Origin of the sequence: Lentzea sp. HUAS TT2 (assembly GCF_051853195.1) — a bacterium.
In the GTDB taxonomy this organism is placed as follows: domain Bacteria; phylum Actinomycetota; class Actinomycetes; order Mycobacteriales; family Pseudonocardiaceae; genus Lentzea.
On the sequence record NZ_CP196667.1, the window covers coordinates 1,236,906 to 1,251,267 of the forward strand.

Annotated in this window: 13 protein-coding genes; 3 read left to right on the plus strand and 10 right to left on the minus strand. The window is 70.1% G+C overall.

The window, feature by feature from the left end; all coding sequences use genetic code 11:
- Window positions 1-74 precede the first annotated feature (74 nt).
- Window positions 75-572 carry a hypothetical protein gene (locus tag ACSHWB_RS06205; protein ID WP_439661125.1) on the plus strand — a complete coding sequence of 166 codons (498 nt, stop codon included), beginning with the start codon at window positions 75-77 and terminating at the stop codon, window positions 570-572.
- Here ACSHWB_RS06205 and ACSHWB_RS06210 read toward each other — a convergent pair whose 3' ends face one another.
- Both ACSHWB_RS06210 and ACSHWB_RS06215 read right to left on the minus strand, forming a co-directional pair.
- On the minus strand, window positions 573-1,253 hold the full coding sequence (locus ACSHWB_RS06210) for a response regulator (RefSeq protein ID WP_439661126.1): 681 nt from the start codon (window positions 1,251-1,253) through the stop codon (window positions 573-575). It abuts the gene before it with no gap.
- Window positions 1,250-3,739, minus strand: a complete 2,490-nt coding sequence (locus ACSHWB_RS06215; protein WP_439661127.1) for a DUF4118 domain-containing protein — start codon at window positions 3,737-3,739, stop codon at window positions 1,250-1,252. Before ACSHWB_RS06215 ends, ACSHWB_RS06210 begins: the two co-directional genes overlap by 4 nt.
- A 330-nt stretch (window positions 3,740-4,069) precedes the next feature.
- Between ACSHWB_RS06215 and ACSHWB_RS06220 the strand changes: the two genes are divergently transcribed.
- Window positions 4,070-4,510, plus strand: coding sequence for a MarR family winged helix-turn-helix transcriptional regulator (locus ACSHWB_RS06220; protein ID WP_319977601.1), 441 nt, complete (start codon window positions 4,070-4,072; stop codon window positions 4,508-4,510).
- 33 nt (window positions 4,511-4,543) lie between these two features.
- On the opposite strand, the gene ACSHWB_RS06225 is transcribed toward ACSHWB_RS06220, so the two are convergent.
- The 4 genes from ACSHWB_RS06225 to ACSHWB_RS06240 all read right to left on the minus strand — a co-directional run bounded on the left by ACSHWB_RS06225 (window position 4,544) and on the right by ACSHWB_RS06240 (window position 7,409).
- Window positions 4,544-5,647: a DUF1700 domain-containing protein gene (locus tag ACSHWB_RS06225; RefSeq protein WP_439661128.1), complete on the minus strand. Its 1,104-nt coding sequence runs from the start codon at window positions 5,645-5,647 to the stop codon at window positions 4,544-4,546.
- Window positions 5,644-5,970, minus strand: a complete 327-nt coding sequence (locus ACSHWB_RS06230; RefSeq protein ID WP_089917641.1) for a PadR family transcriptional regulator — start codon at window positions 5,968-5,970, stop codon at window positions 5,644-5,646. The genes ACSHWB_RS06225 and ACSHWB_RS06230 overlap by 4 nt, the downstream gene beginning before the upstream one ends.
- A 204-nt stretch (window positions 5,971-6,174) precedes the next feature.
- A complete protein-coding gene (locus ACSHWB_RS06235) occupies window positions 6,175-6,780 on the minus strand; it encodes a PASTA domain-containing protein (protein ID WP_439661129.1) in 606 nt (201 codons plus the stop codon).
- Window positions 6,777-7,409, minus strand: a complete 633-nt coding sequence (locus ACSHWB_RS06240) for a DUF4230 domain-containing protein (protein ID WP_439661130.1) — start codon at window positions 7,407-7,409, stop codon at window positions 6,777-6,779. The genes ACSHWB_RS06235 and ACSHWB_RS06240 overlap by 4 nt, the downstream gene beginning before the upstream one ends.
- 112 nt (window positions 7,410-7,521) lie before the next feature.
- Here ACSHWB_RS06240 and ACSHWB_RS06245 point away from each other — a divergent pair, with 112 nt between their 5' ends.
- Complete coding sequence (locus ACSHWB_RS06245; protein ID WP_439661131.1) at window positions 7,522-8,811, plus strand: TIR domain-containing protein; 1,290 nt, start codon at window positions 7,522-7,524, stop codon at window positions 8,809-8,811.
- Here ACSHWB_RS06245 and ACSHWB_RS06250 read toward each other — a convergent pair.
- The 4 genes from ACSHWB_RS06250 to ACSHWB_RS06265 are packed head-to-tail and all read right to left on the minus strand — an operon-like array spanning window position 8,803 to window position 14,325.
- A complete protein-coding gene (locus ACSHWB_RS06250; protein ID WP_439661132.1) occupies window positions 8,803-11,415 on the minus strand; it encodes an ATP-binding cassette domain-containing protein in 2,613 nt (870 codons plus the stop codon). The two genes, ACSHWB_RS06245 and ACSHWB_RS06250, sit on opposite strands and share 9 nt — an antisense overlap.
- A complete protein-coding gene (locus tag ACSHWB_RS06255) occupies window positions 11,412-12,584 on the minus strand; it encodes an OmpA family protein (protein WP_439661133.1) in 1,173 nt (390 codons plus the stop codon). Before ACSHWB_RS06255 ends, ACSHWB_RS06250 begins: the two co-directional genes overlap by 4 nt.
- Window positions 12,581-13,678: a hypothetical protein gene (locus tag ACSHWB_RS06260; RefSeq protein WP_439661134.1), complete on the minus strand. Its 1,098-nt coding sequence runs from the start codon at window positions 13,676-13,678 to the stop codon at window positions 12,581-12,583. Before ACSHWB_RS06260 ends, ACSHWB_RS06255 begins: the two co-directional genes overlap by 4 nt.
- Window positions 13,675-14,325: a hypothetical protein gene (locus ACSHWB_RS06265; RefSeq protein WP_439661135.1), complete on the minus strand. Its 651-nt coding sequence runs from the start codon at window positions 14,323-14,325 to the stop codon at window positions 13,675-13,677. The genes ACSHWB_RS06260 and ACSHWB_RS06265 overlap by 4 nt, the downstream gene beginning before the upstream one ends.
- Window positions 14,326-14,362: the final 37 nt, after the last annotated feature.

A 14,362-nucleotide genomic window follows, 5' to 3' on the forward strand; every position in this document is an offset into this window, starting at 1 on the left:
TGAGGCGTTGGTTCGTTTCCGCCGATAACTCGAACGCAAGTCCATCCGACCGGGTTTCCCCCGAGGAGCGAGTGGTGTTCGAGGAAGATCATCCGCAGTCACCGACCGAGCCTGCCCAGCCGAAGAAGCGCGTGGGCACGGCAGTGCTGCTGGCCGCGGGCGGAGTGGTCGTGGCGACCCTGTTCGCGACCGTGGCGTCCATGCTCGCCGCGTCCGGCCGCGAGGCGAGCCCGGAACGCACGGCGGCCGACGTCGTGCAGACCATCACGAGCGTCGCGCCGGACGGCAGCACCAGCACCGTAGTGGTCACGGTGTCGTCCGGCGCCCCGAAGCCGGCGTCCGCACCGGACCGCAAGCAGGCCGCCCGCCCGCAGGAGCAGCCGAAGCAGGGCACGCCGGACCAGCCGCAGCCGACGACCGAGCCAGCCCAGCCGACGCAGACGCAGCCGCAGAGCACCCCGCCACCGCACACGGAGCCGCCGGCCTCGACGCCTCCGTCCTCGGAGTCGCCGACGACCGCGCCGCCGTCGTCCACGCCTTCGAGCACGCCGCCGCCGGACACCAAGCCGTAACTAGAGCTCGAACCGGTACCCCATGCCGGGCTCGGTCAGCAGGTGCCGCGGCCGCGCGGGCTCCGGCTCCAGCTTCCGCCGCAGCTGCGCCAGGTAGACCCGCAGGTAGTGCGTCTCCTTCTCGTACGCGGGGCCCCACACGTCCCGCAGCAGCTGCTTCTGCGCGACGAGCTTCCCGGCGTTGCGCGCCAGCACCTCCAGCAGACCCCACTCGGTGGGCGTGAGGTGCACCTCGGCGCCGTCCTTCAGCACTCGCTTCGCCGCCAGGTCCACGGTGAACGAGGCGGTCTTCACGATCGGCTCGTCCTCGGGACCGGCGGCGGTCGAGCGGCGGACGGCGGCGCGCAGGCGGGCGAGGAGCTCGTCCATGCCGAACGGCTTCGTCACGTAGTCGTCGGCGCCGGCGTCGAGGGCGTCGACCTTGTCCGTCGAGTCGGTACGGGCGGACAGGACGATGATCGGCAGGCTGGTCCAGCCGCGCAGGCCCGCGATGACGTCTGTGCCGTCCATGTCGGGCAGGCCCAGATCGAGGACCACCACGTCCGGCTTGCCGTCGGCGGCCAGGCGCAGGGCCGTGGCGCCGTCGGGGGCCGTGAGCACGTCGTAGCCGCGGGCCGAGAGGTTGATCCGCAGGGCGCGCACGATCTGCGGCTCGTCGTCGACCACCAGTACTTTTGTCACGCGACCCTCTCCTCGGCGGGCAGGGAGATCACCACGGTCAGGCCGCCGCCGGGTGTGTCCTCCATGGTGATCGTGCCTCCCATGGCCTCGGTGAAGCCCTTCGCCACGCTCAGACCGAGACCAACGCCACCCGGCGTGCGGTCGCCGAGGCGCTGGAACGGGGCGAAGACCTCCTCCGCGGTGCCGCTGGGCAGGCCGCGGCCGTGGTCCACGACGCGCAGCTCGACCTCGGAGCCGTGGGCGGAGGCGCGCAACGCGACGGCACCCGCGTAGCGCAGGGCGTTGCCTGCGACGTTCGCGATCACTCGTTCCAGCAGGCCCACGTCGGCGCGCACGGGTGGCAGCGACTCCGGGACGTCGACCTCGATGTCGCCTGCCTGGCCGACCAGTGCCCGCGCGACGGCCTCGTAGTAGTCGACGGCGCGGAACTGCGGTGACACGGCGCCCGTGGCCAGACGGGAGGAGTCGAGCAGGTTGTCGACCAGGCCGGTCAGGCGGTCCGCCGACTCCTCCACCGCCTCCAGCAGCTCGGCGGTGTCGGAGTCCGACAGCCGCAGCTCCGGGTCGCGCAACGAGCCGACGGACGCCTTGATCGAGGTCAGCGGCGTGCGCAGGTCGTGGCCGACGGCGGAGAGCAGCGCGGTCCGCAGTTCCGTGCGCGACGCCTGGCGCTGGGCGTCGAGGGTCTGCTCGGCCATGCGCTGCTGCCTCAGCGCGAGCAACGCCTGACCGGCGGCCGCCTCCAGGACGCGGCGGTCGGACGCGGGCAGCGAGCGGCCCCGCAACGCCAAGTGCACCTCCGGCGTCACGGCGATGTCGACGTCCGCGTCGTCGGGCTCATCGCACGGGCCGATGCCGACACACGCGACGCGCTCCCACGAGCCGTCAACGCGTTCTAACAGTGCGACGGACGTGAGGCCGAAGTTCTCCTTCACCTTCTCCAGCAGCCGTGCGAGCGGATGTGGGTTCGTCAGCACGGTGCGCGCGTACGACGCAAGGAGCGTGGCCTCGGTGCGAGCGCGCGCTGCCTGGGCCGCACGGCGCGCGGCGTGGTCCACCACCAGCGCCGTAGATACACCCACGATGATCATCGCGAAGAAGGTGAGCACGTTCTGCTGCGCGTCGATGGTGAACGTGTAGATGGGCTCGGTGAAGAAGAAGTTCAGCAGCAACGCGTTGACCAGCGCGGCGGCGATCGCGGGCCCGAGCCCGCCGACCATGGCCACGACGAGCGTCACCAGCAGGTAGCCGATGACGTTCGTGGAGAAGTTCAGGCCGCTGCGCAACGACGCCCCGGCCGCCGTGACCAGCGCGGGACCGGCCACCGCGAGGAACCAGCCCCACGCGAGCCTGCCCGGCTTGAGCGGACTGCCCGCGAACCGGGCGCGCCAGCCGCTGGTCGTCGCCGGGTGCGTGACCATGTGCACGTCGATCGCACCGGACTCCTGCACGACCGTGGAGCCGATACCGGCGGAGAACACGCGCGCGAGCCGCGAACGGCGTGATGTGCCGACCACGAGCTGTGTGGCGTTGACGCCGCGTGAGAACTCCAGCAGCGCCGTGGGCACGTCATCGCCGACAACTGTGTGGAACGTGGCACCGACGTCCTCGGCGAGCGTGCGGTACTTCTGCAATGCGTGCGGATCGGCGCCCGCGAGGCCATCGCCCCGAAGCACGTGCACGACGAGAAGGTCACCACCCGCGCGCGTGGCGATGCGGCGCGCGCGACGGACGAGCGTCTCGCTCTCCGCACCACCGGTGATCGCGACGACGACACGTTCGCGCGTCTCCCACGTGTCGGTGATCTGCTGTTCGGTCCGGTAGCGCAGCAACGCGACGTCGACCTGGTCGGCGACCCACAGCAACGCGAGCTCGCGCAGCGCGGTGAGGTTTCCGACGCGGAAGTAGTTGCCGAGGGCCGCGTCGATCTTGTTCGCGGCATAGACGTCACCGTGCGCGAGCCGGCGGCGCAGCGCTTCCGGGGTGAGGTCGACGAGCTGAATCTGGTTCGCTTTGCGCACGACCTCGTCCGGCACAGTTTCCTTCTGCGGCACCCCGGTTATGCGGTGGACGACGTCGTTGAGCGATTCCAGATGCTGAATGTTGACTGTCGACAGCACATCAATCCCCGCTTCGAGGAGTTCCTCGACGTCCTGCCACCTCTTTGCATTACGGGATCCCGGCGCGTTCGTGTGCGCCAGTTCGTCGACAACGGCGACCTGCGGCGCGCGGGCCAGCACGGCGTCCACGTCCATCTCGGTGAGTTCGACGCCGCGGTGCGCGGAGTACCTGCGCGTGACGATTTCCAGGCCTTCGACCAGTTCAGCGGTCTTCACCCGGCCGTGGCTCTCGACAAATCCGACGACGACGTCGGTGCCGCGTTCCCGCCTGCGGTGCGCCTCGCCGAGCATGGCGAACGTCTTGCCGACACCGGGAGCGGCGCCGAGGTGGATGCGAAGCTCTCCACGTCTGGGTTTCGGACTCACCGGACCAGTCTGCACCGGCCGGACATGGACCGTTCGGCGGTATGCGCTGCGCCACACGGCTATACGAGTGCGCCTTCCCACAGTTCTGACAGGAGATCTGTCTCGTTGAATCATGCTTCAGCCCGGCGCCCGTTCGAGTGAGCGTCGCTGCGCTTTTTACGCCGTTTACCAGCACATTTAAGTGTGCTGGACGCGCGCCGTGACACCCCGCGTCACCACAACGGCCGAATGGGTTATCGGCAGTTGGCGGATAGCGCGCGGAGCGTGAATGAGGGAAAGTGCCAGGGTTCGTGTCCGAATTCGGACAATCACATGCGCGCGGAGAAACACATGCCCACCACCGTCACCAACCACGAGGCACTTCAGCTCGTGGTGGCCGTGCACCGGCTGGTGCGAAGTCTTCGGCAGGCCGCTCCGGCCCGCCGTTTGCAACCCACCCAGTTATTGGTGCTGTCAGAACTGAGCGCCCACGGCCCGATGCGCATCGGCGAGATCGCCGTGCGCGCGCTGTGTTCTCAGCCGACCGCTACAACCGTCGTGACCAGCTTGGAGTCCACCGGACTTGTCCGTCGCGAGCCTGACGCCGCCGACGGCAGGGCGACCATCGTCGTGCTCACCGAAGTGGGCAGGGAGACGATCCTGTCGCTCGCTCACGGTGAAGCCGAACTATTGAGTGAAAGAATGTCCGAACTTTCGCCAGAAGACAGAGAACACCTGCGCTCGGCCATGCCGGTTTTGCGGGGCCTGGCCGAACCACAGCAGAACAAGTAGGAGCGGGACCCCCCGACGGGTCCCGCTCCGAGATTACTTGCTGGGTGACACGGAAGTAGGTGGCACCGAGCTCGGAGTTGCGCTTCCAGAACTCGGCGGTGTCGTACTGGGCGTTGATGACGGAGCGGACACGCTCGGTGCCACCGTGTAACAGACGCCGTTTTCGTAGTCGATCTTCGGACGCGGATAGCGGTTAGCAGGAATCACCGGCTCAGGCCCGTTACCGGGCTCATTGCAGCTGTTGTAGCTCCGCGGCGCGTTGATGGGGCTGCCGTCCTGGTCGTACAGCAGCACGTTCGTGAGCAGCTTGCCGTTCTCGTCGTACACGTAGATGTTGTCGTACGTCTCGACCATCGGCGCCGGGTACGACGAGCGCGACGTGTTGTACGCGAGCTGGTTCGCCGTCACGTCGATGACCTGGAAGAGCAGCCCCACGGCCAGTGCCGAGGCCGGCAGGCTGAACCACAGCCAGCGCCGGTCGATCTTGCCGCGCGGCCCGGCGAACACCGAGACCACCGCGATCGCGGCGACCACGAGGAACCCGAGGATGTCGCGGCCGGCGAGCAGCACGGCCCCGAGCCCGAGCAGGCCCGCCCGCACCAGCCACCACGCGGGCTGCAACGACCTGAGGTAGGTCAGCGCGCGTTCCGCCGGCGTGCCCTGCTCCGGTGTCATCCACTTCTTGAGCCGCTGGGTCTCCGGCAGGTTCATGATCTCGTGCTGCGACGGCCCGCGGTCGTGCACCAGCGCGAGGCTCAGCACCAGGATCACGCCCGGCAGCAGCAGGATCGCCGGCTCCCGCAACGCCGCGGCCCCCGCCAGCAGCGTGACGCCGGTGGCGACCACGAGCCCCCACGCGGCGGCACGAGGCCTGGTCAGCCAGTTGCCCTTGGTCGTGACCGGCAGCCGTTCCGTCCGCGACGGGTATCCGGCGGCCTGCCTCAGCTCCTGCGCGTACTGCTCGGGCGACCCGAGCCGCTGCTCGATCGTCTCGTCCTCGCCGAGCTCGGTGGACAGCTCGGCGACGTGCGCCTCGACGTCCTCCATGATCTCGGCGACCTCGTTGGGCGGCAGGTCGTCGAGGGCGGCACGCATCCCAGCCAGGTAGTGCTCGACACCGAGCGCTTGCGTGTTCATGCTGCGACCTCCTCGAGCAGGCCGTCCAGCGTGCTGGCGAACGACCTCCACGTCTCCCTCGACTCAGCCAGGCGCGCCCGCCCGGTCTCGTTGATGCTGTAGTACTTGCGGTGCGGCCCCTCTTCGCTCGGCACCACGTACGAGGTCAGCATCCCCGCGTTGTAGAGCCGCCGCAGCGTGCCGTACACCGACGCGTCGCCCACTTCGTTCAGTCCCCCGGCGCGCAGTCTGCGCACCACGTCGTACCCGTACCCGTCGTCCTTGCGCAGAACCGCAAGGACGGCCAGGTCCAGCACCCCTTTGAGCAGTTGACTGGTGTCCATGGCCCCCTCCACCTCGGCTTGGTGGTCGAAATCGGCGGAGCCCATTTCGGCCACCAAACGAACTCCCGTCCTTGGGAGTGTCACTGGTGCGCCGTGAACACTACTACGCACTGCGCAGTACTGTCTATTCCGCTAGTACGTCCGTGGCGAACGACAACGGCCTCCCAGGTCAGAGACCCGGGAGGCCGTTCAGTACGCGCGAAATCAGCTCTTGCAGCCCGATGCGCCGGTCGGTTCGCCGAACTTCACGGCGCCGAGCACGATCTTGGTCTTGGGATCGGGCTTGCTGCCCGCGGCCTCCGACTGGCTCACCACGACCCAGTTCCGGTCGACGAGCCGCTGCCGGCCCTGCCCCGTCGCGTCCTCCGACCCGAGCAGGTAGAAACCCGCCGCCTGCAACGTGTCCTGCGCCTTCTGCAGGTCGAGGCACACGACGTTCGGCACGGCACCCTTGACCGGCGGCTCCTGGCTGACGGACGTGTCGGTCGGCTTGCGCACCTTCAGCTGCACCTGCGTCCCGCTCGGCGCCGCGGCATCGGCCTCGGGCAGCTGGGAGACGACCACCCAGTTCAACGGTTCCAGGATCGGCCGCTGCTGGCCCGTCCCGTCCTCCTGCGCCACCCGATATCCCTGCGCCTCCAACAACTCCCGCGCGTCGGCGAGCCGCATCTCCACGACCTTCGGCATCTTCGGCCCGGCCGGTGCGGACGAGGTCGCGGTCGTGGACGCGGCCGGCGGCTGGGCGACAGGACTCGCCGCCTCACCACACCCGGCGAGGACTAGCACGAGCACGGCAAGGACGATCTTCACGAGGCCTCCACCACCTTGACCTGGAACCCCAATGCTCGCAGCAATCCGGTGAGCATGGACTTCGTGTTCTCGGTCGCCCGCTCGCGCAGCTCGGACTTGCCGGCGGCGTCGGCGATCCGCTTCTCGGCGGCGAGGTAGAACTCCTGCTGGCTCTTGGTGTCGAGGACCGAGCCCAGCCGGTCGAGCAGGCCGCGCTTCTGGTCGAAGACGTAGCTGCGCTCGTTGTCGAGGTTCGGCTTGTCCAGCACCGGTTCGGGGATCCGCACCTCCACCGTCCTGCCGTCGGGCGAGATGATCAGCATCTCCTCGACGAGCTTGCCGAAGTCCACGTAGGCGTTGACGGTGCCCGCGCCGACGAAGAGCGTGCGTTCGCCGGAGAGGAAGTCGGGCAGCCACGGCGTGTCCTTCTCGATGTCGATCACGACCTCGTAGTCACCGGTCGCCGCGTGGTACTGGCTCAGGTCGCGCAGTTCCTTGAGCACAGCGGGGTGGCTGCGGTCAATGGTCTCGACGCCGAACGGCGAGAAGCGCGACAGCGTGCCCGTCAGCTGCAGCACGGCCGCCAGCACGACGAGCACCGCCACCGCGACCAGACTCGGTTTCAGCCAGCGCATCCTGACCAAGCTCATGCCGGGCATTGTGCGTAGTCACCTGCTTCCCATTACATGACAAGGAATCGCCACATCGGTCCGCCCAGGTGTCATGTCGCGCATCGGGCGCGTCCCGCTACGGTCGCTCGACATGGGCGGCACCTTCATCAACTACCGGCGACACGACGAGCGCATCGCCTTCGTCCGAACGCTCTACGCGACGCTCGCCGCCCGCTTCGGCGACAACGCCGTCTTCCTCGACTCCGCCACAATCGGGCACGGCCGCCGTTACCCCAACCAGCTGCGCCGCCACCTCGACCGGTCCGACGTGGTCGTCGTCGTGGTGCACGACGGCTGGGCGGAGGAGCTCAGGACCGACGGCACCGACTGGGTGCACAACGAGATCAGGTGGGCGCTCGCCGCCGGAAAGACGATCATCCCGCTGCTGATGGACGGCGTCGCCATGCCCAGGGCGCGCGACCTCCCCCGCACCATCAGGGAGTTCACCAACTTCCAGGCGCACCGCGCGTCCGACGACCCCGAGCACGTCCGGCTCTGCGAGAAGATCGCCGACGAACCACGGCGGCGCGCCTCCATCGGCCAGACGCCGGCCCGACCGTGGGCGGGCCCGCTCACCGCCCTGCTCGGCCTCGTGGCGTTCGCCGCGCCGGTGCTGTTGCTGCCGCCCGAAACGCGTGACGCAGCCATCTACATCTCGGTCGCCGCCACCGTGCTCCCGCTCGCGGCGATGATCGCGGTCGCGCTGGTCTCGCTGGGCCGCAAGCCGATCAACTCGGCCGAGCGGATCGCCCAGGACTTCGACCCGACCACGTACAACCTGCTGGTGGTGGCGCCGGGCGGGATCGTGCTCACGGGGTTCTCGGTGGCGATCGTCTTCAGCTCGCCGGTCGAGCCGCAGATGCGCCCGCTGTTCGTCCTCATCGCCGGCGGCGGGGCCATGTACCTGCTGTTCATGGTGCTCCAGCAGTACAAGACCGAGAAGTTCCGCGAGGACCACTGGCCGGTGCGGCTGAAAGAACCGGTGAAACCCGCCCCCGTCCGGCGCGAGCTCGAACGCCTGCTGCGCAAACACGCGGCCGGCGGCGACCCGGAACGGGTCCGCTGGCACATCACGCATCTGGAGAACGCCGCGGACGTGCTCTCCAGGGACGGCACCCGCGACCGGTGGAGCTGGCTCACGGCGGACCAGACGTGGCAACTGCTGCTGGGCACGGCGTGGATCGCGGCGACCGTGGGCCTGATGACGTCGGCGGCGCTGCCCACGATGAGGCTGTGGGTGCCCGCGGTCGTGCTCGCCGCCATCGCCCTGATCGCCGGGATCACCGTCGAAGCCGCGTACCGGCGGCAGGTCTGGGTGCGCCGCACCGTCGCCGACGAGGTGCACGTGCAGATCCAGCGCATCCAGGACTGGTCACCGTAGCCTTCGGTCGAGCCTGAGCACGGCGAGCCACGTGAAGACCACGGTGAGCCCGGCCAGGCAGGCGAGGTCGAACAGCCACCAGCCGTTCGTGTGCTGCCACAGGTCGTCCTTCGCCGCCACCGGTGAGATCGCGGTCAGGTCCACAGTGGACGCCGCTGCGGCGAGACCCCATCTGGCCGGCAGCAGCCAGGACACGACCGAGGCCACCCCGCCGTCCGACAGGTCGGTGGTGACGCCGTTGAGCGCCACCTGGGCCACGACGACCAGCGAGGTGACGGTCACCGCGGCCTTCAGGTCCTTGCAACAGGCCGAGATGAACAGGCCGAGCGACATCGCGGCGATGCTCGTCGCCATCAGGTCGCACATGAGCTCCACCGTGGACGGCATCCCCGTCACGGCGTGGTCCGGTGCGTGGCGCCACAACACGAACACACCGGCCGCGATCACGCCCTGCACCGCCGCGATGGCCGCGAACACCAGCCACTTCGACAGCACCACGGCGGCGGTGACCGTGCCGGTGCGGTGCTCCCGGACGATGATCCTGTGCTCCTCCACCAGGTTGCTGTAGCTCAGCGCCTGGCCGGTCAGGACGCACAACGTGACCAGGATGCTCAACGCGGCCGTCGCCGTCTTGGCCGGTTCGCCGGCGCGCAGCACGTCGTTCTCGGACACGCCGGCGGCGATCACCGCCGCGATGCCCGCGATGACGAACGGCATCAGCCCCGCGACCCCGGAGAACGTCAGCACGACCTGCCGTGCGACCAGGATCGGCAGCTGGCGCAGGAACGCGCGGAACCTGCCCCGCTGTCGTTCCGGTGCCGGTTCCTCCTGCCGTGCCTTGGCCTCCAGCACCGCCCGCGCGGCCCGTCCGACCACGGCACTCCCGCGGTAGTCCGCGACCAGCTGGTCGACCTTCGCCTTGTTCTCTTTGCCCTCCAGCAGCTTCATCAGGTCCGCGTAGCTGTCCACCTCCAGCGAGCGCAGCACGCCGTCCGGTGGCCCGCAGTAGACCGGGCGTCCTCCCGGCGCGAGCACGAGCACCTGGTCGGCGAGGTGGAGGTGCTCGGTCGCGTGCGTCACCAACGCGACCGTGCAGCCGCGGTCCGCGCACTGCGACAGCATCTCCATGACGTCGCGGTCCATGCCGGGGTCGAGCCCGGACGTCGGCTCGTCGAGCATCAGCAGCCGAGGGTTGCTGAGCATCTCCAGCGCGACGGACACGCGTTTGCGCTGCCCGCCGGAGAGCTTCTGCACCGGCTTGGCGATGTGCTTGGTCAGCTGCAGCTGTTCGCACACGTCGAGCACGACGTCGTCGCCGGCACCGCGGTCGGACGGCCTGCGCAGCCGGTCGGCGAAGCGCAGCAACGACTCCACGGTCAGCGCGCGGTGCATGTCGTCGTCCTGCGGCACGAACCCGAGCCGGCTGCGCAGCTGCTCGCGGTGCGTGCGCACGTCGAGCCCCTCGAAGTACAGGTCCCCGCCGGTCTCGAGCTCGCCGAGCAACGCGGAGAACAGCGAGCTCTTGCCCGCGCCGGACGGGCCGAGCACGGCGAGCACCGTGCGTTCCCGCTGCACCAGCGACATCTCGGTGAGCCGAGGGCCGGCTCCGCGTTTGTTGATCGCGGACAGGTCGTTCACGACGAGATCGCACTTGCCGAGCGGGGTGACGATCAGCTCCAGCTCGTCCTTGCTGATCTGGAACCGGTGGTCCGCGATGTCGAACACCGACAACGCGGTGAGCGAGGTGCGCCGGACCGGCCTGCCGCCCTGGAACGTGCCGTCGGAGTGGCCGAGGTCGCGCAGCTCCCAGCGCTCGTCCCTGCGCTCGACGACCGCGTGCTTCTCGGCGACCTGGTAGCCGTCGATGCGGACCTCGCACGCCTCGCTCCGGCCGATGAACGTCCTGTCCCGTAACGGAAATCGCTGCACGTCGGGCCCCTGCGGCTCAGGGGTGGGCAGTGGTGGCGCCGGGTCCGGCGACTCCGGGCGGACCCGTTCGGAGTCGATCCACTCGGGCAGGCCGGGGTCGAGCCGGTTGATCCCCGCCAGCGCCGCCGAGCCCCGCGGATGCGCCCGCACCAGTGCGCGCAGGTACACCGCGATCTGCCGGTGCGTGAGCCGGTGGATCCGCCGGCACCGCACCGCCGCGACCGTCAGGTGCCGGTCGATGCGGTCCCCGGCTGCCGCGATCTCCGCGTCCAACCGTCCGAGCTCGGCTTGGGTGGAGCGCACCACGCTCTCCGCCGCCGCGACCGCCTTCAGGTGCTCGCGGCCGCGCCGCAGCCTGATCACGGCGACACCCCGGTGTGCCTCGCCCGGCCGCCGTGCCGTCAGCGCCTTCTCGGGCAACGGCACGCCGGCGCGTTCGAGCTCCACCTCGGCCCGCACCAGCCGTTCGGCGACGTGCACGCGGAACGTCCGCAGTCGCGCCAGGTGCTCGCGGTCCGTTGTGGACAGTGCCTCGTGCTCGACGCGTTCCTTCTCGAACGCCTCGTGCGCGCCGCGGATCAGGACCTCCCGGTGCGGGGTCGACCGCGCACCGGGGTTCGGGATGCCGAGCCTGCCGTCACGGGTGCCGTGCCACCAGGCGGCGAACGCCGTCACTGTTCGAGGCAGGTCAGGGTGGCGACGACCTTGCGGTTCTGCGCGGCGGGACCGGGCAGCAGCACGTCACCGGGGCCGAGGTCGGTGACGTGGCCGGGCCAGTTCGTGCCGACGCCCCTGGTCGTGATCGTGTCGGCGGCGATGCCCAGGTCCACCAGCACCGACTTCACCGCGGCCGCGCGCTGACCGGACAGCTCCACGCGCCCGGCCGGCGGACCGACGCTCGCCGTGGTGCCCATGAGGTCTGCCTTCTGCTTCTTGGCGCGCATGGTGTCCGCGAGACGTTGCAAGGTGGTCCGCGCGCCGGCCGGGTCGCGGAACTCGGCGCTGTCCGGCTTGAACGAGATGTTGTCGGCCTCGCCGAGCTCGACCGTGCCGCACGTCTTCGGTTCCACCGGCTTCGGCGGTTGCACGACCGAGACGGCGGGCGACTCGACGGCGGCGGCCGCGGTCGACCCGTGCAGCACCTTCGCCGCACAACCACCCGCGGCCTCGACGACGGACTTCCAGACGTCGAACACGTTGCCCTGCCAGCGCGGGTCCAGCTCCGGCTGCGGCGGCGCGGTCAGGCCGAGCCCGACCAGCACCACGGACCGGCCGGACAGGTCGGGCAGCTGCTTCTCCTTCGCGAGGAACGCGGCGACCTCGGCGGCGTCGGCCGTCAGCACGTTGTCCTCGCCGAACCGCAACGGCGCCGTCGTCTGCAGGCCCGAGTCCATCAGCACGATCGTGCCGCCCGGACCGACCTTCTGCGAGGCGATCGTCAACGCCCGCAGCACGTTCGCCTCCGGCGTCTGGGCGCGGATCTTCTCCCGGAACGCCGTGATCATCCGGTTCAGGTACTGCTGCACCTGCGCTGCGTCCGTGTCGGGGTTCTCCGCGGCGGCCGGAGCGTCCTCGGCGAAGACGTACTCCGGCTTGCCGTCCAGCCGCACCAGCGTGATCGGCTTGTGGGCCCTCGCCACCCCGGTCATCAGGTCGTTCACCGCCGCGGGCACCTCGGGCTTCGGCACGTTCGCACGCGCCCCGACGACGAACGCCATGGGCTGGTCGTGCGACACGGTGCAGGGCGTGAAGTTCGGGGCGGGGACGGCGGTCTGGGAGTCGCACGCGGCCAGCGACCCGGCGAGGAGCGCGGTGGTCAGTGCGGCGAGCAGGCGGCGGTTCATGCGTGCCTTCCGGAGGATCCGTTGGTGGAGTAGTCGTAGGGCCGGTGGTCCTGGGCGAGGATCGCGTCGGTGACCGACGGGTCACGGGCTTTTCCCGCCAGCAACACCCGCGTGTACTGCTTGAGCTCCTCCGCGAAGGCGAGCCGGCGGGCCCGCTGCGACGCGAGGACCTTCTCGGCGGCGTCCCTGGCGCTGATCTGGGCCTGCCACGTCGTGCGCGCGGCACCGTGCCGGCGTTCGATCGCGCGGACCTTCTTGACCGCGCCGCGGTAGGCGGCGATAGCGGCGATGAACGCGCTGCGTCCGGGGTGGTGGGTCAGGTAGGCGCCGAGGCCCGCCGCGAGACCGCTACCGAGGTACAACGCGAGGAAGAGCGCCGCTCCAGCGAACGCGAACTGTGTGGTCGCGCCGCCCGAGTCAGCGGGCGCGGCGTCGAGTGACAGCTGGATCGTCGCGGTCGCCGGGGGCGGTGCGATCAGCCGCACCCACGCCGCCAGCAGTCCCATCGACGCCCAGACGGCCAGGCTGACGGCCCCCGACTTCCACTTCCTCTCCTTGAGGAGCGTGCCCGCGACGTGCGCGAGGTAGACCACCAGCGAGGTGAACCCGATGACGAGCAGGACCGTCACCGACTGGCGCTGCCTGCCGAGGAGGTTCACCACCTGGATGAACGCGGCGACGTCGGCGGCCGCGGCGCAGACCAGGGCGATCAGGTGCAGGTAGATCGACTTCGGGCGGCCGCCGAGCAGCGGCTTCTCCCCGTCGAGCGCGCTCACGGCGGCGATGCGCGCCTGGTTGGTCTCGTCGAGCCGCCTCGAGTCCTGCTGCCGGACCACGTCCAGCTCGTTCAGCCGGGTGTTCGCCGTGCCGAGCGGCGCCTCGACGCGAGCCAGGTAGAGGGCGTGCTCGGCCTCGACGTCGGCCACCCACTTGTCCGCCCACGCGTTGATCAGGTTGTCGAGCGGGTGTCCCACGGCCTCGTCGACCGAGTGCCGCAGGCTCTCGGCGTGCTGCTCGATCTCGGCGCGCGCGGCGGCCTCGTCCAGCGACGACGGCGTGAACACCAGCGACACCGGCTCCTCCGGTTTGCTCACAGGTCCCGTCCTCCCTCGTCGTCCCACGGCAGATCGGGATCTCGCGGCGGTGTCTCGCCGGCCTTCTTGGCGTGGTCGCGGTGCGCGCGGGCGAAGTGCTGCCAGTAGCAGGCGATGCGGCGGGAGCCGTGCGCGCGGACCATGTCGGCGCGCAGCCGGACGACCTCCTCCAGCCGTTCGATCTCGCGGTCGAGCATCGAGACGAGCTGGACGGCCTCGCCGAGGGTGCGCTGGGCCTCGAAGTAGCGCCGTTCGATCTCGTGGCGGCGTGCGCTGTGCGCGTTGCGGCGGCGGTTCTCCGCGAACTCGGGTGAGTAGCGGGCGTCGGCCAGGCGTGCGGGAGCGTCGAGGTCCGGTTCCTTGTCCGCCTCGGCGAGCTCCAACTCCAGCCGGGACAGGCGGTCGCGCAGCGCCTCGATCGGGCTCGCCGCGACGGCCCTGCGGTCGGTCAGCTCGGCCAGGTCGCGCTCACCGGCGACCCGTTCGCCGCTGACCCGCTCGGCGGTGAGCTGGCGCAGGGCCCGCAGCCACCCCGTCTCACCGGTGAACCCGGCGCGGCCGTCCCTGCGGCCGTGCCGTCCGTCGAGCAACCGGTCGTACCAGCGGTAGGTGAGCGGTTCCGCGGGTGGCCGTGTCCAGTCTCGCAAAGTGGTCCTCAAATGACGTGAAGGAAAATGCGTCCAC